The sequence below is a fragment of the Kitasatospora sp. NPDC048194 genome (assembly GCF_043202455.1).
Taxonomy (GTDB): Bacteria; Actinomycetota; Actinomycetes; order Streptomycetales; family Streptomycetaceae; genus Kitasatospora.
In genome coordinates this window covers 1-23,832 of the sequence record NZ_JBIDAK010000005.1, presented here as the reverse complement: position 1 = coordinate 23,832, position 23,832 = coordinate 1, and the positions used below count along the sequence as shown (strand labels likewise).

Here is a 23,832-nt window from a genome sequence, read left to right as displayed (position 1 = left end):
GTCATATCCGCCCCGCGCGGCGCTCGCTCGCCAGCAGCCGGACCAGGTAGCCGCCGCCGAGCACGCCGGTCACCACGCCGACCGGCAGCTGGTGGCCGGTGAAGAGGCGCTGGGCCGCCCAGTCGGCGGTGGCCAGCAGGGCGGCGCCGGTGAGCATGGCGACGACGAGGTTGGGGCCGGGGGCGCGGGTGATCCGCTTGGCGAGCTGAGGGGCCGTCAGGGCGACGAAGGAGACCGGCCCAGCGGCCCCGGCGGCCAGCGAGGCGAGCACGACCGCCGAGGCCAGCAGGGCGAGCCGCAGCGGCTCGACCCGGACGCCGAGGCCGGCGGCGGTGTCGTCGCCGAGTTCGAGCAGGTGCAGGGCGCGGCCGCAGCCGAACACGGCGAGCGGGCCGAGCACCGCGAGCGCGATCAGCAGCGGCATCGCGTCGGACCAGCCCCGGCCGTCCAGACTGCCCGTCAGCCAGAGCACGGCGCGGGCGGCGTCCATCAGCTTGGCCTGGGTGAGCAGGTAGCCGTTGACGCCGGTGAGGATGGCGGCGGTGCCGATGCCGACCAGGACCAGGCGGCCGCCGTGGAGTCCGTCCCGCCAGGCCAGCCCGCAGACGGCCGCCCCGGTGAGCACGCCGCCGGCCACCGCTCCCCCGGCCAGCGCGAGGCTGCCGCCGCCGGCCACCACCACGGTCAGGGCGCCGCAGGCGGCGCCCTGGGTGAAGCCGAGGACGTCCGGGCTGCCGAGCGGGTTGCGCACCAGGGACTGGAACAGCGCCCCGGCCAGCGCCAGCGCGGCGCCGACCAGCAGGGCGGTGACCACCCGGGGCAGCCGCAGCTCGTTGACGATGAAGTCCTGGGCCGGGGTGCCGCCGCCGGTGAGCGCGCGGAGCACCTCGCCCGGGCTGAGCGGGTAGTCGCCGCTGCCCAGCGCCAGCACGCCGACCAGCGCCGCGAGCAGCGTGCAGCCGATCCCGGCCGCGAGGGCGCGGTAGCGGAAGCGCAGCGACCACCCCAGCCGGGGGATGCGGATCGTGGTCATACCCGGGCCACCTTTCCGCGGCGGGCGAAGTAGAGGAAGAACGGCCCGCCGAGGACGGCGGTGACCACACCGACCTGCACCTCGCCGGGGCGGCCGAGCACCCGGCCGAGCACGTCGGCGCCGAGGAAGAGGGCCGGCGCGAGCACGACGCTGTACGGGAAGAGCCAGCGCAGGTCGGGGCCGGTGAGGGCGCGGACCAGGTGCGGCACCATCAGGCCGACGAAGACGATCGGCCCGCAGGCCGCCGTGGCGGCGCCGCAGAGCAGTGTGACCGTGAGGATGGCGGCGGCGCGCACGGCGGCGGGCCGGGCGCCGAGCGCCTTGGCGGCCTCGTCGCCGAGGGCCAGCGCGTTGAGCGGTCGGGCCGTCAGCAGGGCGAGCAGCAGGCCGGCCGCGACGAAGGGCAGCACCTTGAGGACGGTCTCCGGGCGGGCGTCGGCCAGCGAGCCGACGGTCCAGAACCGCATCCGGTCCATCGAGGTGGTGTCGAGCAGCATCACGGCGCTGACGTAGGAGTACAGCGTGGCGTTGAGCGCCGCGCCGGCCAGCGCCAGCCGTCCGGGGGTGGCGGCCCGGCCTCCGCCGACGACGTAGACGGCCACCGAGACGGCGGCCGCCCCGGCGAGCGCGAACCAGACGTACCCCGCGAAGGTGGCCACGCCCAGCAGCGAACTGGCCGTCACCACGGCGGCGGAGGCGCCCGCGTTGATGCCGAGCAGTCCGGGGTCGGCCAGCGGGTTGCGGGTGAGGGCCTGCATCACGGCTCCGGCCAGGCCCAGGCCCGCGCCGACCAGCAGGCCGAGGAGGGTGCGCGGCAGGCGCATCCCGTGCACGACGGTGTGCTCGGGGCTGCCGGGGTCGAGCAGGCCGTGCCAGGCCTGGGCGGGGGTCAGCTCCTTGGCGCCGACCGCCAGGCTCAGGGCGGCGACGGCGGTCAGCAGCAGGACGGCCGCCAGCAGGCCGCCGGTCCGCAGGCCGGTCCGGCGCCGGGTGCCGGACGCCGCCGGCGCCGTGGGACCGGGCCCGGCCGGGGCACCCGGGGCGTCGACCACCCGCCCGGGCGGGGGCGATGACTTGGTGTCGGACACGTCGGCGACTCCGGGCTCGGCGGCGGGCGGGCGGGGCGGCCGCGGTCGTGACGAGGACCCCCGCGCCCTGGACGGCAACTAAGGTTAGGTTAACCTATCTTCCGCATGGCCCCCGGCCTCGGTACGGCCCGGCTCGGCCGTGCCCGTCGACTCCCCCCGAACACCCGCGAGAGAGACACCGTGACGCACTCCAGAACAGCTCGTCAGTTCACCCGCCGCGGCATGCTCGCCGCCGGTGGCGCAACCGCGCTCGGCGCCGTGTTGGCCGCCTGCGGGAGCGGCGGCTCCAAGGACGCCCCGGCCTCCTCCGGCTCGGCCGGGGCCGCCGGGAAGAACGGCCCCTGGACGTTCACCGACGACCAGCCCAGGACCCTCTCCCTCCCGAACACCCCCAAGCACGTCGTCGCCTTCACCGGCGCCGCCGCCGCCCTGGTGGACTTCGGGGTGGACGCGCGGATCGTCGGCGTCTTCGGCGAGACCAGGACCGCCGACGGCAAGGCCGACCCGCAGGCCGGCGACCTGGCCGTGGACAAGGTCGAGGTCCTGGGCAACGCCTGGGGCGAGTTCAACATCGAGAAGTACGCGGCGCTCCAGCCCGATCTGCTGGTCACCCACATGTACGACCCGGGCGCCTACTGGTACGTGCCGGACGAGAGCAAGGACAAGATCCTCAAGGTCAACCCGAACGTCGCCGCGATCACCGTGGCCCGGGTGCCGATGACCCAGCCGATCGAGCACTACGCCAAGCTCGCGGAGTCCCTCGGCGCCGACCTGGGCGCCAAGAAGGTCACCGACGCCAAGGCCCGGTTCGAGGCCGCCGCCGAGAGCGTGCGCCAGGCCGCCAAGGCCGCCGGCGGGATCAAGGTGCTGGCCTGCTCCGGCAGTGCCGACCTGTTCTACGCCTCCAACCCCAAGATCAGCACCGACCTGATGTACTTCGCCCAGCTCGGTGTGGACATCATCGTCCCGGACAAGCTGGACACCGGCGGCTACTACGAGGGCCTCAGCTGGGAGAACGCCGGCAAGTACGCGGCCGACCTGCTCCTGCTCGACGACCGCAGCACCGCCCTGCAGCCCCAGGACCTCGGCGGCAAGCCCGCCTGGGGCCAACTGCCCGCCGTGAAGGCGGGTCAGATCACGCCGTGGAGCTCGGTCCCCCGCTTCTCCTACGCCGGCGCGGCCCCGCTCCTGGAGCGCCTGGCCAAGGCCCTCCAGTCCGCCAGGAAGGTCAGCTGATCACGATGACCCGAGAGGGCGAGGTCGGGGCGGCCCCCGACGACCCGGGCCTGGTCTCCGGCCAGTTCCGCTTCTTCGACGCACAGGTGGTGCGCACCCGGCGGCTCGGCCCGACGCTGACCAGGATCACCTTCGGCGGGCCCCCGCTGGCCGGGCTCGCCTCGGGCGGGCGGGACCAGAGCTTCTCGCTCTTCCTCCCCCACCCCGGGCAGGAGGCCCCGCTGCTGCCGGACCGCACCGGGGAAGGCTGGTACCGGGCCTGGCAGGCGCTGCCCGAGGACGAACGGGCCGTGCTGCGCTCCTACACGATCCGCGCCCAGCGCCGGAACCCGGACGAGGTGGACGTGGACTTCGCCCTGCACGGCACCGGCCCGGACGACCCGCCCGGCACCGCCGGACCGGCCTCGCGCTGGGCCGCCGGGGCCGCGCCGGGCGACCGGGTGGTGCTGCTCGGACCGGCCTTCGCGGACAACCGCAGCGTCGGCTTCCGTCCGCCCGCCGACACCGACTGGGTGCTGCTGGCCGCCGACGAGACGGCACTGCCCGCCCTCGGCGGCATCCTGGACCACCTGCCGGCCGACACCGTGGTCCGCGCCTGGATCGAGGTGCCGCACCCGCAGGACATCCAGGCCCTGCCCAGCCACCCGGACTTCCGGATCACCTGGCTGGTGCGCCGGTCAGGGGACGGCGGCAGCCCGCTGGCCGAGGCGCTGCGCACGGCCGACCTGCCCGGCGGCACGCCGTACGCGTGGCTGGCGGGCGAAGCCGGCACCGTCCGGGCGCTGCGCCGGCACCTCGTCCGGGAGGTCGGGGTCGACCGCGCCCGGGTGGAGTTCTCCGGGTACTGGCGCCGGGGCACCTCCGAGGAGCAGCTCCGCGCGGAGGCCCTTGCCGCCGCCACGGCCTGACCGACCGCCACACCGCCGCAAGGCCCGTCCCCGCAGCCGGGGGCGGGCCTTCGCACTGCCCAAAACTTAGGATAGGCTTACCTAAGTCGAGCGGAACTGACCATTCCTGCCCGTTCTTCACCGTTTTCCTGCCATCTGCCGCGCCCGCATGACAGTTGAGGACTGAATCGATGAGCTTCCAAGGACCTGCCATCCAGACCCGGCCGGCCGGCAGCGCGGTGCGCGCGCGACAGCACCTCTTCAACGACCGCACCCTCGCCTCGTACCGGGACTCACTGGCCGCCGGGGTGGAGCGGGTCAGCGACCGGATGGCCCGCACCGACCGGCCGTTCAGCGGGATCACCCCGCAGCAGCTGGCCCCGGAGATCGTGGACATCGACCTCGACCGCCCGCTGGAGGACCCGGCGGCCGCACTGGACGAGCTGGAGGACGTCTACCTGCGCGACGCGGTGTACTTCCACCACCCGCGCTACCTCGCCCACCTGAACTGCCCCGTGGTGATCCCCGCCCTGCTCGGCGAGGCCGTCCTCACCGCCGTCAACTCCTCGCTGGACACCTGGGACCAGAGCGCCGGCGGCACCCTGATCGAGCGCCGCCTGATCGACTGGACGGCCGGCCGGATCGGCTTCGGAGTGGACGCCGACGGCGTCTTCACCAGCGGCGGCAGCCAGTCCAACCTCCAGGCCCTGCTGCTGGCCCGCGAGGAGGCGCTCACCGCCGCCCGCACCGTCGAGGAGCGCACCGCCCTGCTGCCCCGGCTGCGCGTCCTCGCCTCCGAGGCCGGGCACTTCAGCGTCCAGAAGTCCGCCAAGCTGCTCGGGCTGAGCCCGGACGCCGTCATCACCGTGCCCACCGGCGCCGACCGCCGGATGGACACCGCCGTCCTCGCCCGCGAGCTGGAGCGCTGCCGCACCGAGGGCCTGCCGGTGCTGGCCGTGGTGGCCACCGCCGGGACCACCGACTTCGGCACCATCGACCCGCTGCCGGCGATCGCCGACCTGTGCGAGCAGGCCGGGGTCTGGCTGCACGTGGACGCCGCCTACGGCTGCGGGCTCCTGGTCTCCCCGACCCGACGGCACCTGCTCGACGGCATCGAACGGGCCGACTCCGTCACCGTCGACTACCACAAGTCATTCTTCCAGCCCGTCAGTTCGAGCGCCCTGGTGGTCAGCGACAGTGCGGTGCTGCGGCACGCCACCTACCACGCCGACTACCTCAACCCGGCCCGGATGGTCGAGCAGCGCATCCCCAACCAGGTCGACAAGTCGATCCAGACCACCCGCCGCTTCGACGCCCTCAAGCTCTGGCTGACCCTGCGCATCATGGGCGCGGACGCCGTCGGCAGCCTCTTCGACGAGGTGGTCGACCGGGCCGCCGCCGCCTTCGACCTGCTGAGCACCGACCCGCGCTTCGAGGTCGTCACCAGGTCGCAGCTGTCCACCGTCGTCTTCCGCTACCGCCCGGCCGGCGAACCGGACGGCGAGCACCTGGACCGCGCCAACCTGCACGCCCGGGAGGCCCTGGCCGCCTCCGGCGAGGCCGTGGTCGCGGGCACCAAGGTCGACGGCCGCCACTACCTCAAGTTCACCCTGCTCAACCCCGAGACCTCGCTCGACGACATCGCGCACGTCCTCGAACTGCTCGCCGGGCACGCCGCAGGCCTCCTGGCCGAACCTGCCGCCGCCTGAAACCGCCGCCGCCCCCGCCCCTCCCGTACCACCGCCTGCCACCGGAGACGCCCGTGTCCACCCATGACTTCATAGCGATCGGACTCGGCCCCTACAACCTGGGCCTCGCCTGTCTGACCGCGCCGATCGAGGACCTCGACGGCCTGTTCCTGGAGGAGAAGGGCCAGTTCGACTGGCACCCCGGGATGCTGCTGGACTTCGCCACCCTGCAGACCCCCTTCATGGCCGACCTGGTGACACTGGCCGACCCCACCTCACCGTTCTCCTTCCTCAACTACCTGAAGGAGAACGGGCGCCTCTACCCCTTCTACATCCGCGAGCAGTTCTACCCGGTGCGCGCCGAGTACAACGCGTACTGCCGCTGGGCCGCCGGGAAGCTGGACTCGGTGCGCTTCGGCCACCACGTCACCCTGGTCGAGTACGACGAGGCCGAGGGCCTCTACACCGTCACCGCCACCACCGCCGAGGGCACCGCCAGCTACCGCGCCCGGCACCTGGTGCTCGGCACCGGCACCCCGCCGCACCTGCCCGAGGCCTGCCGGGACCTGGGCGGCGACCTGGTGCACAACTCCGGTTACCTGGAAGCCAAGGCCGCGCTCCAGCGCAAGCGGAGCATCACCGTGGTCGGCAGCGGCCAGAGTGCGGCCGAGATCTACTACGACCTGCTGGCCGAGACCGAGGTGCACGGCTACAAGCTGAACTGGGTGACCCGCTCGCCCCGGTTCTTCCCGCTGGAGTACACCAAGCTCACCCTGGAAATGACCTCCCCCGAGTACGTGGACTACTTCCACGCCCTGCCGGAGGAGACCCGCTACCGCCTGGAGGCGGAGCAGAAGGGGCTGTTCAAGGGCATCGACGCCGACCTGATCAACAGCATCTACGACCTGCTGTACCAGAAGAGCGTCTCGGGCCCCGTGCCCACCCGGCTGTTCACCCACACCGCCCTGGAGACGGCCGGCTGGGACGAGGCCACCGGCCGCTACACCCTCGGCCTGCACCACGCCGAGCAGCAGCGCGGCTTCACCCTGGAGACCGAGGGCCTGGTCCTGGCCACCGGGTACAGGTACACCGCCCCCGCCTTCCTCACCCCGGTGCTCGACCGCATCCGGCACGACGCGCACGGGCGCTTCGACGTCGCCCGCAACTACAGCATCGACACCACCGGCCGGGGGATCTTCCTCCAGAACGGCGGCACCCACACCCACAGCATCACCTCGCCCGACCTCGGCATGGGCCCGTACCGCAACTCGTGGATCGTCCGCGAGCTGACCGGCCGCGAGGTCTACCCGATCGAGAAGTCCATCGCCTTCCAGGAGTTCGGCGCCCCCGAGGGGCTGGTCGCATGACCGCCACCGACCTCCGGTACACCCGCACCGACGAGCGGCTCGGGGAGTTCGCCGTCCGCCCGCTGGACCTCGACGAGGACGCGGCCCTGCTGCACGCCTGGGTCACCCACCCCAAGGCCGCCTACTGGATGATGCAGGGGCTGTCCCCGGACGAGGTGACCGCCGAGTACCGCAAGATCGTCGAACACCCCGACCACGACGCCTTCATCGGCCTCTGGCAGGGCCGCCCGGCGTTCCTGCTGGAGCGCTACGACCCGACCCGGGTCGAGCTGGTCGGCCTGTACGACGCGCTCCCCGGCGACGTCGGCATGCACTTCCTCTGCCCCGCCACCGAGCAGCCGGTGCACGGCTTCACGCTGGCCGTGATCACCACCGTGGTCGGCTTCGTGCTGGCCGACCCGGCCGCCCGCCGCGTCGTCGTCGAGCCGGACGTGCGCAACACGGCCGTCCACGCGCTCAACGCCGCCGTCGGCTTCGTCCCCCACGGCCCGATCACCAAGCCCGAGAAGGAGGCACTGCTCAGCATCTGCACCCGCGAACGGTTCCTCGCCGCCACCACCGGAGCCCGCCCATGACCACCACCGACCGACACGTCGCCCACCTGCGGCCGGACACCTGGGCCGAGGCCAACCGCCGACTGGTCCGCAAGGCGCTCGCGGAGTTCGCCCACGAGCGGCTGCTGACCCCCGAGCCGACGGCCGACGGCCGCTACCGGGTGCGCTCCGACGACGGCACCGTCGAGTACCGCTTCACCGCCCGGCTGCTCCGGCTCGACCACTGGCAGATCCCCGCCGACTTGGTCACCCGCCACCGCGGGGAGGACGAACTGCCCCTCGACGCGGTGGACTTCTTCATCGAGCTGCGCTCGGCCCTCGGCCTTTCCGACCAGGTCCTGCCGGTTTACCTCGAGGAGATCACCTCCACCCTGGCCGGGACCGCCTACAAGCTGGACCGCGACGAGCCGACCGCCGCCGAGCTGGCCGGGGCCGACTTCCAGGCGATCGAGACCGGGATGACGGAGGGCCACCCGGGCTTCGTCGCCAACAACGGCCGGATCGGCTTCGACGGCGAGGAGTACCACCGCTACGCCCCCGAGGCGGCGCACCCGCTGCGCCTGGTCTGGCTGGCGGCGCAGCGCGCCCACTCGGTCTTCACCTGCGGCGCCGACACCGACTACGAGCGCCACCTCGCCCAGGAGCTGAGCCAGGCCGAGCGGGACCGCTTCGCGGCGGTGCTCACCGGCCTCGGGCTCGACCCGGCCGACTACCACCTGCTGCCCGTGCACCCCTGGCAGTGGGAGAACCGGATCTCCGTCACCTTCGCCGGGGAACTCGCCGCCCGCCGCCTGGTGCTGCTCGGCGAGGGCGACGACGAGTACCTCGCCCAGCAGTCGATCCGCACCTTCTTCAACACGAGCAACCCGGGCCGGCACTACGTCAAGACCGCCATCTCGGTGCTCAACATGGGCTTCATGCGCGGCCTGTCCGCCGCCTACATGGAGGCCACCCCGGCGATCAACGACTGGCTGGCCGGACTGGTCGAGCAGGACGAGGTGCTGCGCGGCACCGGCCTGACGATCATCCGCGAGCACGCGGCGATCGGCTACCGGCACCGGCAGTTCGAGGCCGCCACCGACCGGTACTCCCCGTACCGCAAGATGCTGGCCGCGCTCTGGCGGGAGAGCCCGGTGCCCTCGCTCGCCCCGGGCGAGCGCCTCGCCACCATGGCCTCGCTGCTGCACACCGACCGCTGGGGCGGCTCGCTGGCCGCCGCGCTGGTCGAGCGGTCCGGGCTCGCTCCCGAGGCGTGGCTGCGCCGCTACCTGGACGCCTACCTCACCCCGCTGCTGCACAGCTTCTACGCCCACGACCTGGCCTTCATGCCGCACGGCGAGAACGTCATCCTCGTGCTGGACGAGGCCGGCACCGTGCAGCGGGCGATCTTCAAGGACATCGCCGAGGAGATCGTGGTGATGAACCCGGAGGCGGAACTGCCCGAGCCCGTCCGGCGGATCCGGGCCGACGTCCCCGACCACATGAAGCTGCTGTCGATCTTCACCGACGTCTTCGACTGCTTCTTCCGCTACCTCGCGGCCACCCTGGACGAGGCCGGGACGCTGCCCGAGGACGCCTTCTGGCGCACCGTCGCCGAGGTGGTGGCCGACTACCGGGCCCGGGTGCCCGAGCTGGCCGAGAAGTTCGAGCGCTTCGACCCCTTCACCGAGGCGTTCCCGCTCTCCTGCCTCAACCGCCTCCAACTGCGCGACAACCAGCAGATGGTGGACCTGGCCGACCCGTCGGCCGCCCTCCAGCTGGTCGGCGACCTGGTCAACCCGATCGCGCCGTACGCGCCGGTCCGCCGGTGACGGTGCAGGCCGTCGGGGCACGGCGGGCGGGGAGCGGCGGGGCGCCGCTCCCCGCCCGCTGGCTGGTCCTGGCCGTGGCCTGCCTGGCCCAGCTCACGGTCGTCCTCGACAACACGGTGCTCAACGTCGCGGTGCCCACCCTGGGACGGGCCCTGGACGCCGACACCGCCGACATCCAGTGGATCGTCAACGCCTACTCGCTCGTCCAGGCCGGACTGCTGCTGCCCGCCGGCGCCGCCGCCGACCGCTACGGGCGCAGGCGGCTGCTGATCATCGGGCTGCTGGTCTTCGGCGGCGGCTCGCTGGCCGCCGGACTGGCGTGCTCCACCGCGCAGTTGACCGCCGCCCGGGCCGTGATGGGAGTGGGCGGCGCCTTCCTGCTCACCACCACGCTCGCCGTGGTGGTGCAGGTCTTCGACGCGTCGGAGCGGGCCAGGGCGATCGGCGCCTGGGCCGTGGTCAACGCGCTCGGCTTCGCGATCGGGCCGCTGGTCGGCGGCACGCTGCTGGCGCACTTCCACTGGGGCGCGCTCTTCCTGGTCAACCTGCCGGTGGTGCTGGTCGCACTGGTCGGCGCCCGCCTGCTGGTGCCCGAGTCCAGGGAACCCGGCGGAGGCCGCCCCGACCTGGCCGGGGCGCTGCTCTCCACCGCCGGAGTCACCGCCCTGGTGTACGCCGTGACGGCCGGGCCGGACCACGGCTGGGCCTCGGCCGGGGTGCTGGCGCCCGCCGCCTGCGGCCTGGCGGTCCTGGCGGCCTTCGTCCGCTGGGAGCACCGTGCCCCGGCCCCGATGCTGGATCCGGCCTTCTTCCGCGACCGCCGGTTCGCCGGTGCCGTCACCGGGGTGCTGCTGATCACCTTCGGCAGCGCGGGCGGGCTCTTCCTGCTCTCCCAGCAACTGCAGTCCGTCCGGGGCTGGTCGGCGCTGGAGACCGGGCTGCGGATGGCGCCCTTCGCGCTGGCGGTGGTCGTGCTCAACCTGACCGGGGTGGCGGCCCGCCTGCTGGCCCGGCTGGGCCGGCCGGCGGGCATCGCGCTCGGGATGAGCATGCTCGCGGGCGGGTTCGCGCTCGCGGCCCTCGCACCGACCGGCGGCTACGGCCGACTGCTCGCCGGACTGCTGCTGATGGGCGCGGGCTGTGCGCTGGCGAACCCGGCCATCGTGGAGGCCGTGCTCTCCTCGCTGCCGCCGCAGCGGGCCGGGGCGGGCGCCGGGATCGACGGCGCGATGGCGGAGGTCGGGGCGAGCCTCGGAGTCGCCGCGCTCGGCGCGGTGCTGAGCGCCCGCTTCGGTGCCGGGCTGCCGCCCGCCCTGACCGGAGCCGGCTCCCTGACCGAGGCGCTGGCCGCCGCCCACTCCCCGGCGGAGGCCACCGCGGCCGTCACGGCCTTCGGTGACGCCGCCCGGACCGCCCAACTCACCGGCGCGGCGGCCGTCCTGGTCGGTGGCCTGGCCACCGCCTGGCTGCTCGGCCGCGCCGAGCGGCGGCACTGACGGCTCGACGGCGGTGTCCCCTGCGCCCCCACCGGGCACGGCCGTCGCCCTCCTGGCTGCCGGTACCGCGTCGGCACGGCGCGGGCGCCCGGGAAATCCGGTTGCCGGGGAGGCTTGGATGGGGGGATGAGGCAGCGGAGTGGGCGGGTGACGCCGACGGTGTACGTGTCGGTGGACGTGGAGGCGGACGGGCCGATTCCGGGGCCGTTCTCGATGGTGAGCTTCGGGGCGGTGGTGGCCGGATGGCACGACGGGGCGGGGTTCCGGCGGGCGGAGCCGGGCGCGGCGGCAGCGTTCTACCGGGAGCTGCGGCCGATCTCCGAGGAGTACGACCCGCGGGCGCTGGCGGTGTCGGGGCTGGAACGGGCCGCGCTGGAGGCGGGCGGCGCCGACCCCCAGGTCGCGCTGCGGGAGTTCCGGCAGTGGTTGGAGCAGCTGCGGACCGGCCCCGAAGGGTTGCGGTACCGGCCGGTGATGGTGGCCTACCCGGCCGTGTACGACTGGCAGTTCCTGTACTGGTACCTGATGCGGTTCACCGGGGCCAGCCCGTTCGGGCACTCGGGGTGCCTGGACCTGAAGACGCTGTACGCGGCGCGGGCCGGTGTGCCGTTCGCCGGCATCGGGAAGCGGTCGATGCCGGCGGAGCTGCTGCCGGACCTCCCCCACACCCACCACGCCCTGGACGACGCCCGGGAGCAGGCGGTGCTGTTCGCGAACCTGTGGGAGTGGGCCGGGCCCATGCGGGGGTGAGGGCCCACGCGGGGCCCTGCGCGGGGTGAAGGGCCCATGCGGGGGTGGGGCCCTACTCGGGGGTGAGGGCCAGCACGGCGAGGTCGTCGGCGAGCAGGCCGGCGTACTGGTGGACGTCCTGGGCCAGGAACGAGACCACCCGGTCGGGCGCGGTGCTGCCCAGGGCGGCCAGGCGCGGGGCCAGCGGGTAGAAGACGCCGGTGGCATCACGGGCCTCGCTGACGCCGTCGGTGTAGAGCAGGACGGTGTGGCCCCGGGCCAGGGCGACGGTGGTCGGCTTGGCCGGTTCGTCCTCGGGACCGAGCTGGCCGAGGCCGAGCGGCAGTTCCTCGGCGCAGGCGACCGGCGCGATGGTGCCCCTGGAGAGCAGCAGCGGGGTGGTGTGACCGCGGTTGACGATCTCCACGCAGTCGGCGCCCGGCCGGTACTGGAGCAGGACGGCGGTGGCGAAGAGCTCGTCGTCGCCGCCGTCCGCCGCGTCCCGCAGGACGGCGCGGTCCAGCTGGTCGGCGAGCTCGACCAGGCCCGGGGTGTCGTGCGCGGCCGCCCGGAACGCCCCGAGCACGTCGGCCACCGTACGGACCGCGCCGAGGCCCTTGCCGCGGACGTCGCCGAGCAGCACCCGGACGCCGAAGCGGGTGTCGCACACCTCGTACAGGTCCCCGCCGACCAGCATCTCGGCCTGGGCCGGGCGGTAGAGCCCGGCCACCCGCAGGCCGCCGACCCGCTCGGGCACCGGCCGGAGCACGGTGCGCTGGAGGGTCTCGGCGACCGTACGAGCCTGGAGCAGGCTGTGCGACTGCCGGGTGCGCTGCCAGGACAGGGCGGTGCCCATCACTCCGGAGAGCAGGGTGGCGATGTAGACCCAGACGTGGTGCTGCTCGTCGATGTGGCCGGCGCGCAGGGCCAGCAGGATCTGCAACCCGAGCGAGCCGGCGGTGGCGGCCCCGGTCAGCACCGGCCCGTAGCTGAAGGCGGCCACCACCGGCAGGGCGGTCAGCAGGAAGCCGGCGGCGACCGCGTCCGGGACGACGGCCTCGGCGATCAGGTCCAGGACGAGCAGCAGGACCGGCAGCCAGGGCACCCAGCGCGGCACCCGGGGCTTCACGGCCACGGGCTGCGGCGGGCGGGGTGCTGCTGGCACGGCGGGGGCCTCCTGGCTGGCCGGTCGGGCCGGTCCGGGCCGGGATGAGGGGTCCGGAACGACCGGTCCGGATCGGCCGGCCCGGATCGGCCGGCGGGAGGCCGGGAGCGGAACGACTGAACCCGGCCGGACCGAACCGGACGGACCGGACCGGGACGACGGGACCGGAATGACCCGGTTCGTCCCTCCATGCTCCCCCACTCGGACGCGATCCGGGAGACCGCCCGTACGCGGGCGGTCAGCCGGGGTCGGCCGAGGCCGACCGCGCCCGACGGGGCTCAGCGCAGGGTCACCGGCAGGGTCTCGAAACCGCGCAGCACCAGGCGGTCCCGACGGGTCGCAGCCCCGCCCCGGGCGAGCCGGGGGAAGCGGTCGAGCAGCGCGGGCACCGCGATCTCGCCCTCCAGCCGGGCCAGCTGGGAGCCCAGACAGAAGTGCTGGCCGCCGCCGAAGCTGAGCGGCTGGCTGTCGGTGCGGGTCGGGTCGAACACCTCGGGCCGGGCGTAGCGGGACGGATCGTGGTTGGCCGCGCCGATCAGCAGCGTCAGCCCGCTGCCCGGCGGGAGGGGCACGCCCTCGACGGCCAGTCCCGGCTCCAGCGCGACCCGGCCGGTGGCCTGGACCGGGGAGTCGAAGCGCAGCACCTCGTCGGTGAAGCCGGCCGGGGTGACCGCGCCGCTGCGCAGCGCGGCCGCCACCTCGGGATGGCGGAACAGCAGGGCGAGGCCGTTGCCCAGCAGGTTGGTGGTGGTCTCGAAGCCGGCCACCAGCAGCAGCACCAGGTTGGCCAGCAGCTCCTCGGCGGAGAGCCGCCCGCCGTCCTCGGCGGCGATCCGGGCCAGGTCACTGACCAGGTCGTCCTGCGGGCGGGCCAGCCGCTCGGCGGCCAGCTCGGTGAAGTACCCGGACAGCTCGTCGGCGGCCCGGTCCGCGGCGTCCAGCTCGTCTAGGTCCTGGATGATCTCCAGCGCGACGGTCAGGTCGGAGGCGAGGTCGCGGAAGCGGTAGCGGTCCCGGTCGGGGACGCCGAGCAGCTCGCAGATCACCCCGACCGGCAGCCGGAAGGCGAAGGCGTCCATGAAGTCGACCGGCGAGCCGTCCGCGCCCTGCTCGGCCATGCCGTCCAGCAGCCGGTCCACCGCTGCCTCGACGGCCGGTCGCAGCGCGGCGACCCGGCGGGCGGTGAAGACGGAGGCGATCAGCGAGCGGACCCGGGGCTGGTCGGGCGCGTTGCGCTGGAGGATCGAGCGGCCGAACAGGGCCAGCGAGGAGTGCGAGGCGAACTCCGGGGCCAGCCCGGCCATCATGTCGGCGGTGGCGACGCCGAAGGCGGGGGTGCGCAGCACCTTGTTGACCGCCGCGTAGCCGCTCACCACGTACATCCCGTCCCCCGCCGGGACGACCGGGCCCAGCTCGTGCGCCCTCGCGTACAGCGGGTACGGGTCCGTCCTGACCTCCGGGGTCATCAGCTGCTCGATGATCGCCGCGCCGTCCATCCGGTGCTCCCCTCCGATGACGATGGTTCCTGGTCGGTGAACCACCGGCGGGCGTGGCGGAGTTCCCGTACGGATGGCCGGGCTGCCCGCGCTCGCTCGGCCGGCGGGCACGGGAGGGCTCGGCCGGCGAGCGGGCGAGTTCGGCAGGCGGTCCGGGCGTGCGGGGTCCGACGGGCCGGCGGGCACGGGAAGGCTCGCTAGGCTGGCGGGCATGGAGATCTGGATCAACCCGCGCTGCAGCAAGTGCCGGACGGCGCTGAGCGAGCTGGACGCCGCCGGAATGGAGTACACCGTGCGGCGCTACCTGGAGGACCCGCCGACGGTGGCCGAGCTGGAGGAGGTCCTGGAGCGCCTCGGCCTCGAGCCGTGGGACATCACCCGCACCGACGAGCAGATCGCCAAGGACCTGGGGATGAAGGAGTGGCCCCGGGAGGCCGCCGAGCGGGGGCGCTGGATCGCGGCGATGGCCGAGCACCCGGTGCTGATCCAGCGTCCGATCATCACCGCGGACGACGGGCACGCCGTCGTGGCCCGCACCCCCGAGGCGCTCGGGTCCGTCCTGCCGTAGGCACCGGGAGCAGCCGTCCGGTCCGTTCAGTGGAGCCGGGTGGTCTCCACCGGCCGACCGGGGTGCCAGTTGTCGACCAGCAGGTGGTCGCCCTCCACCCGGGTGTGCACCACCTGGTGGAGGTCCAGCCGGAACAGGTGGAACGGGGTCGGCGGCGGCTCGGGCAGCTCGGCCGAGAAGGCGGCGATCTCGTCCTCGTCGGTGACCTCCACCGCCCGGCCGGAGAGCTTGGAGTCCCCGCCCGCCATGGTCTCGTCACCCGGGTGCGAGTGCAGCGCGAACCGGGCGTCGCGCTGCAGGTCACGGGCCTTGACCGCGTGGTGCATCGACCCGAGCCAGGCGTCGGCGCCGACGAAGTCGACCTCCGTCCCGCTCACCCGGGGTGAACCGTCCTTGCGCAGCGTCGCCAGGACGTGGTGCTTGTTCGCCTCGAACCGGGCCCGGACCAGGGCCGCGAGTTCCGGTGCTTCGTCCTCGAAATCCTGCCAGGTAGCCATGGCGCCAGTCTGGCAGCCGGCACCGACAACCGACACCGATGACGCCGGGGGCGGGGACACGGCACCGGTCGGCGGGGCGGCGGACGGTGGACGGCGCCGAGTGGGGACGCCCGGTGGCCGGCGGCCGGTGGGGGGCGCCCGGTGTCGGCGGCCGGTGCCACACTGGCGGGGTGACCACCACGACCACGTACATCGCGTTCCTGCGGGCCGTCAACGTCGGCGGCCGGACGGTGCGGATGGAGCGGCTTCGGGCGCTCTTCGCCGAGTTGGGGCTGGGGAACGTCCGTTCCTACATCCAGAGCGGCAACGTCTTCTTCGACACCGACGAACCGGACCGCGCCGCGCTGACCCGGCGCATCGAGCAGCACCTGGAGCAGGCGCTCGGCTACCCGGTGCCGGTGCTGCTGCGGACGGTCGACGAGGTGGCCGCCCTGCTGGCGGCCGAGCCGTTCCGCGGTGTCGAGGTGACGCCGGACGTCCGCCTCGTGATCGCCTTCCTCACCGAACCGCTGCCGGCCGACTTCCCCCTCCCCCGCCGCTCGCCGAAGGGCGACGTCGAGGTGATCGGCGCCGACCCCGGGGCCGCGTACGTCGTGATCCACCTCCAGAACGGCAAGTGGGTCACCAAGGACATGTTCGGCAAGGCCTACCGGGGCTCGGCCACCTCCCGCTTCCTGCACACCACGGAGAAGATCCTGGCGGCCGCCCGCAAGGCCTGACCGGCCTTCCTTCCCTGGAGGACTGACGGCCCGTCGGGCCCCGCGGGCGGCGGGCGCGCGGGAACCGCGCCCCCGCTCCGGGCGTCTGGAGTGCAGTGACGACGTACGAACCGCGCGCCGGGGGCCGGTGCGATCTGGACAGTCGGAACCGGCCGGTCCGACAATCGCGCCATGACGCTGCCTGAACTCCCGGCCGGCCTGGCCCGGCCCTCCGACGCCGAGCGGGAAGCGGCGCTCGGGGTGCTGCGGGAGGGCGCGGGCAGCGGCCGGCTGTCGCACGACACCTTCCTCGGCCGGATGGAGGTCGTCCTCCGGGCGACCAGCCGGAGCGAGTTGGACGCGGCGGTCGCCGGCCTGCCCACCGACGGCCCGGTGGAACGCTTCGTGCTGCGGGCGGTCGGCCGGGTGTCCGCCTTCGGCGACCGCCTGAACCGCGCCTGGCGCACCGAGCGGCTACCCGGGCTGACCCTCCCGCTGGCCGGGGCCGGACGGTTGACGATCGGGCGGCTCCCCGGCTCGGGGCTGCGGCTGCACGACCCGTCGGTCTCCCGCCACCACGCGGAGCTGCGGCACGAGAACGGCGGCTGGGTGCTGTACGACCTGGGTTCGACCAACGGCACCCATGTGAACGGTCGGCGGATCGCGGGCGGGGTGCCGGTCCGGCCGGGCGACCAGGTGCGGTTCGGCAACCTGGAGTTCCGGCTCGCTGCGGACTGAGGCGCACCGGCGGGGGCCGGGACCGGATTGTCAGTGGCGGGTGCGAGGATCCGGGTATGACCGAGGAGACGGCGCTCAGCCCCGATGTGCTGCTCGAAGCCCGGGAGCGGGCTCGCGAGTTGATCCGGTGCGGCTTCCAGGAGCCGGACGAGATAGCCGAGTCCCTGGTCGAGGTCCTCGACGACCAGGGGCTGACCCAGGAGGAGGCGGAGCGGATCGTCGCTCCGCTGTGGGCCGAGCGGCTGGCCGAGCAGGCCGGGTGGCCGCGGATCACGGACGTGGACCGGCTGGTGGAGGCCTTCGACGCCCTGGAGGAGCAGGGCGTCGTCACGGCCATGGACTTCACGTGCTGCGCTGGTTGCGGCTACGCGGAGATCGGCGGGGAGGCCGACGAGGACTCGTACGGTTTCGTGTTCTTCCATCAGCAGGACACCGAGGCGGCGGCGGCCGGGCGGGGGTTGATGCTGCGGTACGGCGGCTTCCGCGCCGGGGAGGAGCCGGCCGAGGTGTCGGAGCGGCGGACGGTGGAGGTCGGTCGGGCCGTGGTGGCTGCCCTGGAGGCGGTCGGGCTTGCGGTGGAGTGGGACGGCTCGCCGCACACCGCGATCCTGGTCGCTCCGCTGGAGTGGCTCAACCGCCTGCCCGAGTAGGCGCCGCCGTGGGCGCGGGAAGGGGCGCGGGGAGGGGCGCCGGGGACGGCACCGCGTGCGCCCGCCGAGGAGGCGCGGACGGTGCGGCGCGGGGAGGACGGTACCCGTGGGGCGCCGGGGAAGGATCCGGTGGACGCGCTGTGCGGGCTCAGGGATGCCCTCGGCCCGCGCCACGCGCGTAGACGGACGGCCCGCGAAAAGGCCCCCGGGTCAGTCGCGGATTCCCGCCGGCCCGCCGCCGAGGCCCTCTCCGAAGATGCTCAGGTTCCTGCGGGGCGCCGCCCCGCGGTCGACCGCCTCGCCGTCCAGGTCCCCCGAGGCTCCCCAGAGCGGCGCCGTGCAGCGCTGGTAGGTCGCCTGCCAGTGCGGCCAGTTGCGGGCCACGTCGTCGTCGCACTCGGCCAGCAGCCGCTCGACCACCGCCGGCTCCACGCCGTCCAGCAGCCAGGCCAGCGCGTCCGCCGCGCCCGGGCCCTCCGCCGAGCGCAGCACGTCGAGCAGCTCGGCCAGGCCGCCGAGTCGGGAGTTGCCGGTGACGACCCGCTCCATCCGGGGCAGCAACTGCCGCTCCTCGATCCGCAGATGGGTCTCCAGCCGGGCCGCCAGGTCCTCCATCGCGTACGCGACCGGCCAGGCGCTGCCGGTGTCCCGGCTGGCGATCCGGACCAGCGTGGTGACCCGGGTGAAGGAGTGGTCGAGGTTGTGGTGGTCGGCCTCCAGCCAGTTGAGCAGCAGCCGCAGCTCGGGCGCGAAGCGCCGCACGATCGGCCAGATCCGGGTGTCCTGCTGCTCGTGGTGACAGGTGAGCATCGCGGTCATGAAGGTCCAGTGCCGCAGCAGCGCCTCGCCCTTGTGGTCCTCGTCTGGCTGGAGCAGCCGCAGGGCGTTGGGCAGTCGGGCGAGGTCGCGGCGCAGTGCGGCGTGCACCAGCCGGAGTCCGGCGAACCGGACGGTGGCCGGGTCCTCGTCCGCGGTCCGCCCGTACGCGTCCGTCCCCCGGGAGTCGGCGGCGGGTCCCGCCTGCGCGGGCACGGAGGAGGCGGGCGGGGGGAGCAGACGGATCGGCATGGCACTCTCTTCACGACGTGGCAGGACGGCTGGGGCGGCCCGCGGAGGCCGCCCCAGCCAAGGTGCTCACAGTCGATCAGAAGCGAATCAATGTCCGATTGACGCGCAGGTCACGGGCCTGCGAAGGGCCTGCGCACGGGCGGGAGCCCCCGCCCGCCCACGGCGGCTCCGATCAGTCCGAGGCGGGGCCCGCGAGGTTCTTGGTGAGCCACTGCAGGGTGTCCGGGATCATCTTCTTGAAGTCCGAGGTGAGGTGCTTGCCGCCCGGCTGCTCGTAGTACTCGAGGGACACCGGCGGCACGGCCTTGGCGACCCAGCTCTTGACGACGTCCTTCTCGTAGCCGTTGGCGCCGCCCGCCGTGACGTACATCTTCACGTCGGCCTTGCCCTGGGTGACCAGCACGCTGGGGTTGTTCGCCTGCTTCTCGGCGTCGTGGCCCTTCCACAGGCCGGAGTCGGGGATGAAGTAGCCGTCGATCGGCACCGCCGCCTTGTAGACATCGGGGTGCTGCAGGGCGAGCTTGGCGCTGCAGAAGCCGCCGGTGGAGGCGCCCATCACGCCCCAGCCGTCGCGGCCCTTCAGGGTGCGGAAGTTGGCGCGCACCCAGTCCGGGATGTCCTCGGCCATCCAGGTGCCCATCTTGGGCTGGCCGGGGATGTCGGAGCAGTCCAGCGCGTTCTTCTCGTCGCTGTTGAAGTTCTGCACCGGCATGATCATGATGAACGGGTGGGCCTTGCCGTCCTTGACCAGCCGCGCGTCCTCCTCCTGGATCGGCAGCTGGTTGTCGGTCCAGGTGTTGTAGCCGTTGCTCTGGCCGCCGGCGAAGAGGGTGAGCACCGGGAAGCCGGTCCTGGCGTACTTGGGGTCGTTGTACTCGGGCGGCAGCCAGACCCAGACCTGGCCGGTGACACCGGACTTGGCGCCGGTCACCTTGGTGGTCATGATCGGGCCGGCCGCGGTGTCCCGGGCCTTGTTCAAGGTCGCGGCCGGGCCGGTCGGCATCAGCACCTTCCCGTTGCCGGGCGTGGGCTGCTCGGCGGAGGGCGCGGCGGAGGCGGTGCCGGCGGTGGTCGGGCCGCCTGCGGAGCCGGTCGAGGCCGGGCTGCCGTCCGCGGAGACGTTCCCCTTCCCGCCGCCGGAACTCCCGCAGGCCGCGAGCGAGGCGGCCAGGGCGAGGACGGCGGCGCCGGTCAGGACGGCACGGGAACGGGACGACTGCCTAAGCACGGTGAGGACTCTCCGACCGATGTCACGCCCGGTCCGTCTGACCGGGCGGCGGCCCCCCGGTGGGGCCGGACAGGCCCGGGGGCGCGTCGCTGGTGCGGTCCCCGGGGCGGTGGGCGCACCGACCCTGCCGGAGGCGCACCTTCCTGCGATCTTATGACGTGGGCCGGGGTGGCCCGGTTGCGAGGTCGCCACCGGAAATCCAATGTTTGTTCGTGATCAGGTAAAGGCCTTCACCGCTCCCGTCACTCGGCGGGGGCCGGTCGGCGGGGGCCGGGTCGGGGGGTCCCCCGCCGGGCCGGTCGGAAGGCTCCCTCCCCCGGGGCCCGGTCGGCGGGGGCCACATCCGCCGGACGGTCGGCCCGCCCGCGTTTTGGGCGCTTCGACCAGTGACGGCGGCCCGCGGATCCGCAACGATCTCCTCGGCACGTCCGGAGGGTGACCGCACCCGCCCCCGTCCATCGAGGAGTACGCCATGACCCGAGAGACCGCAGTCCCGCCTGGTGCCGGCGCCCCGGGAGCCACCGGCACCGCCGGCGTCGCCGTCGTCACCGGGGCCGGCAGCGGAGTCGGCCGGGCCGTCGCGGTCGAGCTGGCCGCGGCCGGCTGGCGGGTCGTGCTGGCCGGGCGCCGGGCCGAGCCGCTGCGGGAGACCGCCGCGCTGTGCGCCGCCCCGGCCGACGCGGTGCCGACGGACGTCACCGACCCGGCGGCGGTGGACGCGCTGTTCGCGGCGGCGGCCGGGCGCCACGGCCGGGTCGACCTGCTCTTCAACAACGCCGGCACCTTCGGCCCGGCCGTGCCGGTGGACGAGTTGGCGGTCGAGGACTGGCGGGCGGTGGTCGACCTCAACCTGACCGGGGCCTTCCTCTGCGCCCGGGCCGCGTTCCGGCAGATGCGCGCCCAGGACCCGCAGGGCGGCCGGATCATCAACAACGGCTCGATCTCCGCGCACGTCCCGCGCCCGTACTCGATCGCCTACACCGCGACCAAGCACGCCGTGACCGGGCTGACCAAGTCGCTCTCGCTGGACGGCCGGCCTTACCGGATCGCCTGCGGGCAGATCGACATCGGCAACGCGGCGACCGACATGACGGCCGCGATGAGCGCGGGCGTGCGGCAGGCGGACGGGCGGATCGCGGCGGAGCCGACCATGGACGTCGCCGACGTGGCGCGCACCGTGCGGCACATGGCCGCGCTGCCGCTGGAGGCCAACGTGCAGTTCGCCACCGTCATGGCAACGGCGATGCCCTACATCGGGCGGGGCTGAGGGCAGGGCCGCTACTCGTCGTGCGAGTAGCGGTAGCGCAGCGCCCCGCCCTCCTCGTCCAGCCGGTAGACGCTGGTGGTCGGCCAGTACTCGCCGTCCTCGGCGGCGGGCAGTTCGGCGCGGAGCACCATCCGCAGCGCGGGTGGCGGGGCGTCGGCGTGGACGCGCTTGCGGTGGCCGTCCCAGCGGCCGCCGCACAGTTCGAGGTCCAGGACGAGGGGGGTGGCTCTCATCCCGCGATGGTGGCAGCGCGCCCCCCGCACGGGGGGTTTGAAGCGGCGCCGCCACTCCCACGAGGGACCCCCGTCAGCCTGGGGCTGACGGGGGTCCCGTGCGGTCCCGGGCCTACGGGCGCCAGGTGTCGTTCAGCGTGACGGTCCCCGAGGAGGGCGCCGTCGCCGTCCGGTTGGCTCCGGATTCCCAGGTCACCGCGCCGCTCGCGTCCTTGCGGACGTACTTGTACTGGAACGCGGTGCCGCCGGGCAGCGAGAGCGCGAGCGACCAGACCGGGTAACCGGCCGAGGAGAGCGGCAGCGCCTTGGCCGGGTCCCAGCCGCCGAGGGCGGGGACGTCGCCGACCACGTAGACGTTCTGCCCGTACGCGGTGGTCGCGTTGACGTTGAACGAGGCGCCGGAGACGCTCGTCCCGGGCTGGACGTACAGCGCGACCGCGTCGCCCGCGCCGACCGTCGCGGTGAACTGCCCGTTGGCACCGACCTGGTAGGTCGGGCCGGTGCAGCCGCCGCCCGGCTGGGGGTCGCCGTGCTGGACGTCGCAGTACGTGCCGGCCGGCAGCCCGGTCTGGAAGGTCTGGGTGATCGCGCCGCTCTCGTGGTTGATCGCGACGTAGCCCCGGTCGCCGCGGCCGAAGGCGATCGCGTTGTTGCCGTTGGACCACCAGTCGGTCACCCCGGTGCCCGCGACGGCGTTGCGGAAGCCGACCATGTTGGCGATCTGCCGCCAGGCGTGGGTGCAGTTCCAGCCGTCCTGGTAGCAGGCGTTCACGGTGCCGCCGTTCGGCGGGCCGTCGTCCTTGTTGGTGAAGCCGTAGCCGGAGTAGACGTTCGGCGCACCGTAGGTGGAGGCCAGCAGGAAGACGTTGGCGAGCGTGTAGGTGTTGCCGTAGGTGTAGTTGAGGGTGGAGCCGTTGCGCTCGGTGTCCCAGTTGTCGACGAAGCTGCGCGCCTGGCTGCTCGGCAGGTAGCCCCAGGAGGCGCCCCAGTTGCTGAGGGCGGCCAGCTTGTCGCTGGTGAAGACGCGCTTGAGGTCGGTGCCGACCCGGAACTCGTCGACGTCGCCGGTGCCGGTGTACTCGGAGGGCTGGATCGGCTCCCCGGCGCCGTAGATGACCTCCTGCACCCAGTAGGCGTTGGGGTTGGCCATCTTGGCCTTGATCGCGGCGAGGTCGCCGGCGGCGATGTGCTTGGCCGCGTCGATCCGGTAGCCGTCGACGCCGAGCGAGGCCAGGTCGTCCAGGTAGTGCGCGATGGTGGTCTGGACGTGGGCGCTGCCGGTGTCCAGGTCGGCCAGGTTCACCAACTCGCAGGTCTGCACGTTGGTGCGGTCCTGGTAGTTCGTGATCGGCTGGCGGCAGCCGTGGAAGTCCTGGTCCTGGTAGGTGCCGGGGTAGTCGTACTTGCTGTAGACGGTGCCTCCGGTGCCCGTTCCGGAGCCGGCCGACATGTGGTTGACCACCGCGTCGGCGACCACCTTGACCCCGGCCGCGTGGCAGATGTCGACCATGTTCTTGAAGGAGGTGCGGTCGCCGAGCCGCCCGGCGATCCGGTAGCCGACCGGCTGGTAGGAGGTCCACCACTGCGGGCCCTGGATGTGCTCCTGGGGCGGCGAGACCTCGACGAAGCCGTAGCCCTTCGGGCCGAGGGTGGAGGTGCAGGCCTGGGCGACCGAGTCGAAGCGCCACTCGAAGAGGGTGGCGGTGACGTCCTTGCCGTTGTTCGCGGGCGGGGCGGCCTGGGCGGCGGGGGCGCCGAGTGCGGTGGCGAGCGAGAGCGCGAGCGCCGCCGAGGCGGCGAGCGCACCGGCCGCGCGGGCGGGCCGGCCGGTCCGCCCGGCCGAGGGCCGGGGAGGGGTGGGGGCGGTGGTGACCACGTCGTCTCCTGGGGGTCGGCTGGGGTGGGGCAGCCGGGTGGGGGCCCGCGGCCGGTGGGGATCGGCCGGGGTGACATCTGCAGGAAGTTTCTGTAACTTGCCGGAAACTTGCAGCGCTGAACCTAGGGCGGCCCGGAGGGCCCGTCAAGGGCCCGGACGGAACGTTTCCGCACCGCCCGCCCCACCGGGCCGCGGGCGCACGACAAGGGCCCGGCAGCCATGGCCGCCGGGCCCCTCACCTGTCCTGGTTCACCGACCCCTCAGGAGCCGGTCCGGTGTCAGCCGGTCTGGATGGAGGTGTCGTCGATCACGAAGCTCGTCTGGAGCGAGGAGTCCTCGACGCCGTTGAACTTCAGGGTGACCGTCTGGCCCGCGTAGGCCGACAGGTCGAAGGTGCGCTGCTGGTAGCCGGCCGCGGCGTCCACGTTGGAGTAGGTCTTCAGCGTGGTGCCGTTGACC

22 protein-coding genes and 1 pseudogene are annotated in these 23,832 nt (G+C 73.8%); 13 read left to right on the top strand and 10 right to left on the bottom strand.

Going from position 1 to position 23,832, the window contains the following annotated elements; genetic code table 11:
* Position 1: 1 nt before the first annotated feature.
* Both ACGF07_RS08690 and ACGF07_RS08685 read right to left on the bottom strand, forming a co-directional pair.
* Positions 2-1,033 carry a FecCD family ABC transporter permease gene (locus ACGF07_RS08690; RefSeq protein WP_392896709.1) on the bottom strand — a complete coding sequence of 344 codons (1,032 nt, stop codon included), beginning with the start codon at positions 1,031-1,033 and terminating at the stop codon, positions 2-4.
* Positions 1,030-2,085, bottom strand: a complete 1,056-nt coding sequence (locus tag ACGF07_RS08685) for a FecCD family ABC transporter permease (RefSeq protein ID WP_392897054.1) — start codon at positions 2,083-2,085, stop codon at positions 1,030-1,032. Before ACGF07_RS08685 ends, ACGF07_RS08690 begins: the two co-directional genes overlap by 4 nt.
* Positions 2,086-2,301: 216 nt before the next feature.
* Between ACGF07_RS08685 and ACGF07_RS08680 the strand changes: the two genes are divergently transcribed.
* The 8 genes from ACGF07_RS08680 to ACGF07_RS08645 all read left to right on the top strand — a co-directional run bounded on the left by ACGF07_RS08680 (position 2,302) and on the right by ACGF07_RS08645 (position 11,910).
* Positions 2,302-3,357, top strand: a complete 1,056-nt coding sequence (locus ACGF07_RS08680) for an ABC transporter substrate-binding protein (RefSeq protein WP_392896708.1) — start codon at positions 2,302-2,304, stop codon at positions 3,355-3,357.
* Positions 3,358-3,362: 5 nt separating this feature from the next.
* Positions 3,363-4,265, top strand: coding sequence for a siderophore-interacting protein (locus tag ACGF07_RS08675; protein ID WP_392896706.1), 903 nt, complete (start codon positions 3,363-3,365; stop codon positions 4,263-4,265).
* A 170-nt stretch (positions 4,266-4,435) separates the two neighbouring features.
* The gene (locus ACGF07_RS08670) at positions 4,436-5,953 is read left to right on the top strand and encodes a pyridoxal phosphate-dependent decarboxylase family protein (RefSeq protein ID WP_392896704.1); all 1,518 of its coding nucleotides are present in this window, start codon (positions 4,436-4,438) and stop codon (positions 5,951-5,953) included.
* 53 nt (positions 5,954-6,006) lie between these two features.
* Positions 6,007-7,299, top strand: coding sequence for a lysine N(6)-hydroxylase/L-ornithine N(5)-oxygenase family protein (locus ACGF07_RS08665; RefSeq protein ID WP_392896702.1), 1,293 nt, complete (start codon positions 6,007-6,009; stop codon positions 7,297-7,299).
* Positions 7,296-7,874, top strand: coding sequence for a GNAT family N-acetyltransferase (locus ACGF07_RS08660; RefSeq protein ID WP_392896700.1), 579 nt, complete (start codon positions 7,296-7,298; stop codon positions 7,872-7,874). The genes ACGF07_RS08665 and ACGF07_RS08660 overlap by 4 nt, the downstream gene beginning before the upstream one ends.
* Positions 7,871-9,664 carry an IucA/IucC family protein gene (locus tag ACGF07_RS08655; protein WP_392896698.1) on the top strand — a complete coding sequence of 598 codons (1,794 nt, stop codon included), beginning with the start codon at positions 7,871-7,873 and terminating at the stop codon, positions 9,662-9,664. The genes ACGF07_RS08660 and ACGF07_RS08655 overlap by 4 nt, the downstream gene beginning before the upstream one ends.
* Positions 9,661-11,160 (top strand): MFS transporter, encoded by a 1,500-nt coding sequence (locus ACGF07_RS08650; protein ID WP_392896696.1) that lies wholly within the window; start codon positions 9,661-9,663, stop codon positions 11,158-11,160. Before ACGF07_RS08655 ends, ACGF07_RS08650 begins: the two co-directional genes overlap by 4 nt.
* A gap of 126 nt (positions 11,161-11,286) precedes the next feature.
* Positions 11,287-11,910 carry an exonuclease gene (locus ACGF07_RS08645; RefSeq protein ID WP_392896694.1) on the top strand — a complete coding sequence of 208 codons (624 nt, stop codon included), beginning with the start codon at positions 11,287-11,289 and terminating at the stop codon, positions 11,908-11,910.
* A 52-nt stretch (positions 11,911-11,962) separates the two neighbouring features.
* On the opposite strand, the gene ACGF07_RS08640 is transcribed toward ACGF07_RS08645, so the two are convergent.
* Together ACGF07_RS08640 and ACGF07_RS08635 are read right to left on the bottom strand one after the other, a co-directional pair.
* Positions 11,963-13,054: a PP2C family protein-serine/threonine phosphatase gene (locus ACGF07_RS08640; RefSeq protein WP_392896692.1), complete on the bottom strand. Its 1,092-nt coding sequence runs from the start codon at positions 13,052-13,054 to the stop codon at positions 11,963-11,965.
* A 278-nt stretch (positions 13,055-13,332) separates the two neighbouring features.
* Complete coding sequence (locus tag ACGF07_RS08635) at positions 13,333-14,550, bottom strand: cytochrome P450 (protein ID WP_392896690.1); 1,218 nt, start codon at positions 14,548-14,550, stop codon at positions 13,333-13,335.
* Positions 14,551-14,761: 211 nt separating this feature from the next.
* Between ACGF07_RS08635 and ACGF07_RS08630 the strand changes: the two genes are divergently transcribed.
* Positions 14,762-15,118 (top strand): arsenate reductase family protein, encoded by a 357-nt coding sequence (locus ACGF07_RS08630; RefSeq protein ID WP_392896688.1) that lies wholly within the window; start codon positions 14,762-14,764, stop codon positions 15,116-15,118.
* A 26-nt stretch (positions 15,119-15,144) separates the two neighbouring features.
* Here ACGF07_RS08630 and ACGF07_RS08625 read toward each other — a convergent pair whose 3' ends face one another.
* The gene (locus tag ACGF07_RS08625) at positions 15,145-15,615 is read right to left on the bottom strand and encodes a pyridoxamine 5'-phosphate oxidase family protein (protein ID WP_392896686.1); all 471 of its coding nucleotides are present in this window, start codon (positions 15,613-15,615) and stop codon (positions 15,145-15,147) included.
* Positions 15,616-15,785: 170 nt separating this feature from the next.
* Between ACGF07_RS08625 and ACGF07_RS08620 the strand changes: the two genes are divergently transcribed.
* The 3 genes from ACGF07_RS08620 to ACGF07_RS08610 all read left to right on the top strand — a co-directional run bounded on the left by ACGF07_RS08620 (position 15,786) and on the right by ACGF07_RS08610 (position 17,701).
* Positions 15,786-16,334: a DUF1697 domain-containing protein gene (locus tag ACGF07_RS08620; protein WP_350745983.1), complete on the top strand. Its 549-nt coding sequence runs from the start codon at positions 15,786-15,788 to the stop codon at positions 16,332-16,334.
* A gap of 171 nt (positions 16,335-16,505) precedes the next feature.
* Complete coding sequence (locus ACGF07_RS08615) at positions 16,506-17,051, top strand: FHA domain-containing protein (RefSeq protein ID WP_392896684.1); 546 nt, start codon at positions 16,506-16,508, stop codon at positions 17,049-17,051.
* A 56-nt stretch (positions 17,052-17,107) separates the two neighbouring features.
* Positions 17,108-17,701: a DUF6891 domain-containing protein gene (locus ACGF07_RS08610; RefSeq protein WP_392896682.1), complete on the top strand. Its 594-nt coding sequence runs from the start codon at positions 17,108-17,110 to the stop codon at positions 17,699-17,701.
* A gap of 210 nt (positions 17,702-17,911) precedes the next feature.
* Here the strand turns inward: ACGF07_RS08610 and ACGF07_RS08605 are convergent, their stop codons facing one another.
* Positions 17,912-18,769 carry a hemerythrin domain-containing protein gene (locus ACGF07_RS08605; RefSeq protein ID WP_350745988.1) on the bottom strand — a complete coding sequence of 286 codons (858 nt, stop codon included), beginning with the start codon at positions 18,767-18,769 and terminating at the stop codon, positions 17,912-17,914.
* A 172-nt stretch (positions 18,770-18,941) separates the two neighbouring features.
* Positions 18,942-19,997 (bottom strand): alpha/beta hydrolase-fold protein, encoded by a 1,056-nt coding sequence (locus ACGF07_RS08600; protein ID WP_350745990.1) that lies wholly within the window; start codon positions 19,995-19,997, stop codon positions 18,942-18,944.
* Positions 19,998-20,469: 472 nt separating this feature from the next.
* Here ACGF07_RS08600 and ACGF07_RS08595 point away from each other — a divergent pair, with 472 nt between their 5' ends.
* Positions 20,470-21,264, top strand: a complete 795-nt coding sequence (locus tag ACGF07_RS08595) for an SDR family oxidoreductase (RefSeq protein WP_392896679.1) — start codon at positions 20,470-20,472, stop codon at positions 21,262-21,264.
* 11 nt (positions 21,265-21,275) lie between these two features.
* Here the strand turns inward: ACGF07_RS08595 and ACGF07_RS08590 are convergent, their stop codons facing one another.
* From ACGF07_RS08590 to ACGF07_RS08580, 3 genes and pseudogenes are all read right to left on the bottom strand, one after another.
* Entirely contained in the window at positions 21,276-21,497 is a 222-nt protein-coding gene (locus tag ACGF07_RS08590; protein ID WP_392896678.1) for a hypothetical protein, read from the bottom strand.
* Positions 21,498-21,609: 112 nt separating this feature from the next.
* Entirely contained in the window at positions 21,610-23,373 is a 1,764-nt protein-coding gene (locus ACGF07_RS08585; protein ID WP_392896676.1) for a carbohydrate-binding module family 20 domain-containing protein, read from the bottom strand.
* Between the two features lie 278 nt (positions 23,374-23,651).
* Positions 23,652-23,832 (bottom strand): annotated as a pseudogene (locus tag ACGF07_RS08580) (hypothetical protein); the annotation flags it as partial.

What these genes read in the sequence shown, in the direction of transcription:
- ACGF07_RS08645 (WP_392896694.1), top strand. Translation starts at nt 11,287, where the DNA reads ATGAGGCAGCGGAGTGGGCGGGTGACGCCGACGGTGTACGTGTCGGTG.
- ACGF07_RS08610 (WP_392896682.1), top strand. Translation starts at nt 17,108, where the DNA reads ATGACCGAGGAGACGGCGCTCAGCCCCGATGTGCTGCTCGAAGCCCGG.
- ACGF07_RS08625 (WP_392896686.1), bottom strand. Translation starts at nt 15,615, where the DNA reads ATGGCTACCTGGCAGGATTTCGAGGACGAAGCACCGGAACTCGCGGCC.
- ACGF07_RS08630 (WP_392896688.1), top strand. Translation starts at nt 14,762, where the DNA reads ATGGAGATCTGGATCAACCCGCGCTGCAGCAAGTGCCGGACGGCGCTG.
- ACGF07_RS08670 (WP_392896704.1), top strand. Translation starts at nt 4,436, where the DNA reads ATGAGCTTCCAAGGACCTGCCATCCAGACCCGGCCGGCCGGCAGCGCG.
- ACGF07_RS08615 (WP_392896684.1), top strand. Translation starts at nt 16,506, where the DNA reads ATGACGCTGCCTGAACTCCCGGCCGGCCTGGCCCGGCCCTCCGACGCC.
- ACGF07_RS08655 (WP_392896698.1), top strand. Translation starts at nt 7,871, where the DNA reads ATGACCACCACCGACCGACACGTCGCCCACCTGCGGCCGGACACCTGG.
- ACGF07_RS08635 (WP_392896690.1), bottom strand. Translation starts at nt 14,550, where the DNA reads ATGGACGGCGCGGCGATCATCGAGCAGCTGATGACCCCGGAGGTCAGG.
- ACGF07_RS08595 (WP_392896679.1), top strand. Translation starts at nt 20,470, where the DNA reads ATGACCCGAGAGACCGCAGTCCCGCCTGGTGCCGGCGCCCCGGGAGCC.
- ACGF07_RS08605 (WP_350745988.1), bottom strand. Translation starts at nt 18,769, where the DNA reads ATGCCGATCCGTCTGCTCCCCCCGCCCGCCTCCTCCGTGCCCGCGCAG.
- ACGF07_RS08690 (WP_392896709.1), bottom strand. Translation starts at nt 1,033, where the DNA reads ATGACCACGATCCGCATCCCCCGGCTGGGGTGGTCGCTGCGCTTCCGC.
- ACGF07_RS08675 (WP_392896706.1), top strand. Translation starts at nt 3,363, where the DNA reads ATGACCCGAGAGGGCGAGGTCGGGGCGGCCCCCGACGACCCGGGCCTG.
- ACGF07_RS08660 (WP_392896700.1), top strand. Translation starts at nt 7,296, where the DNA reads ATGACCGCCACCGACCTCCGGTACACCCGCACCGACGAGCGGCTCGGG.
- ACGF07_RS08590 (WP_392896678.1), bottom strand. Translation starts at nt 21,497, where the DNA reads ATGAGAGCCACCCCCCTCGTCCTGGACCTCGAACTGTGCGGCGGCCGC.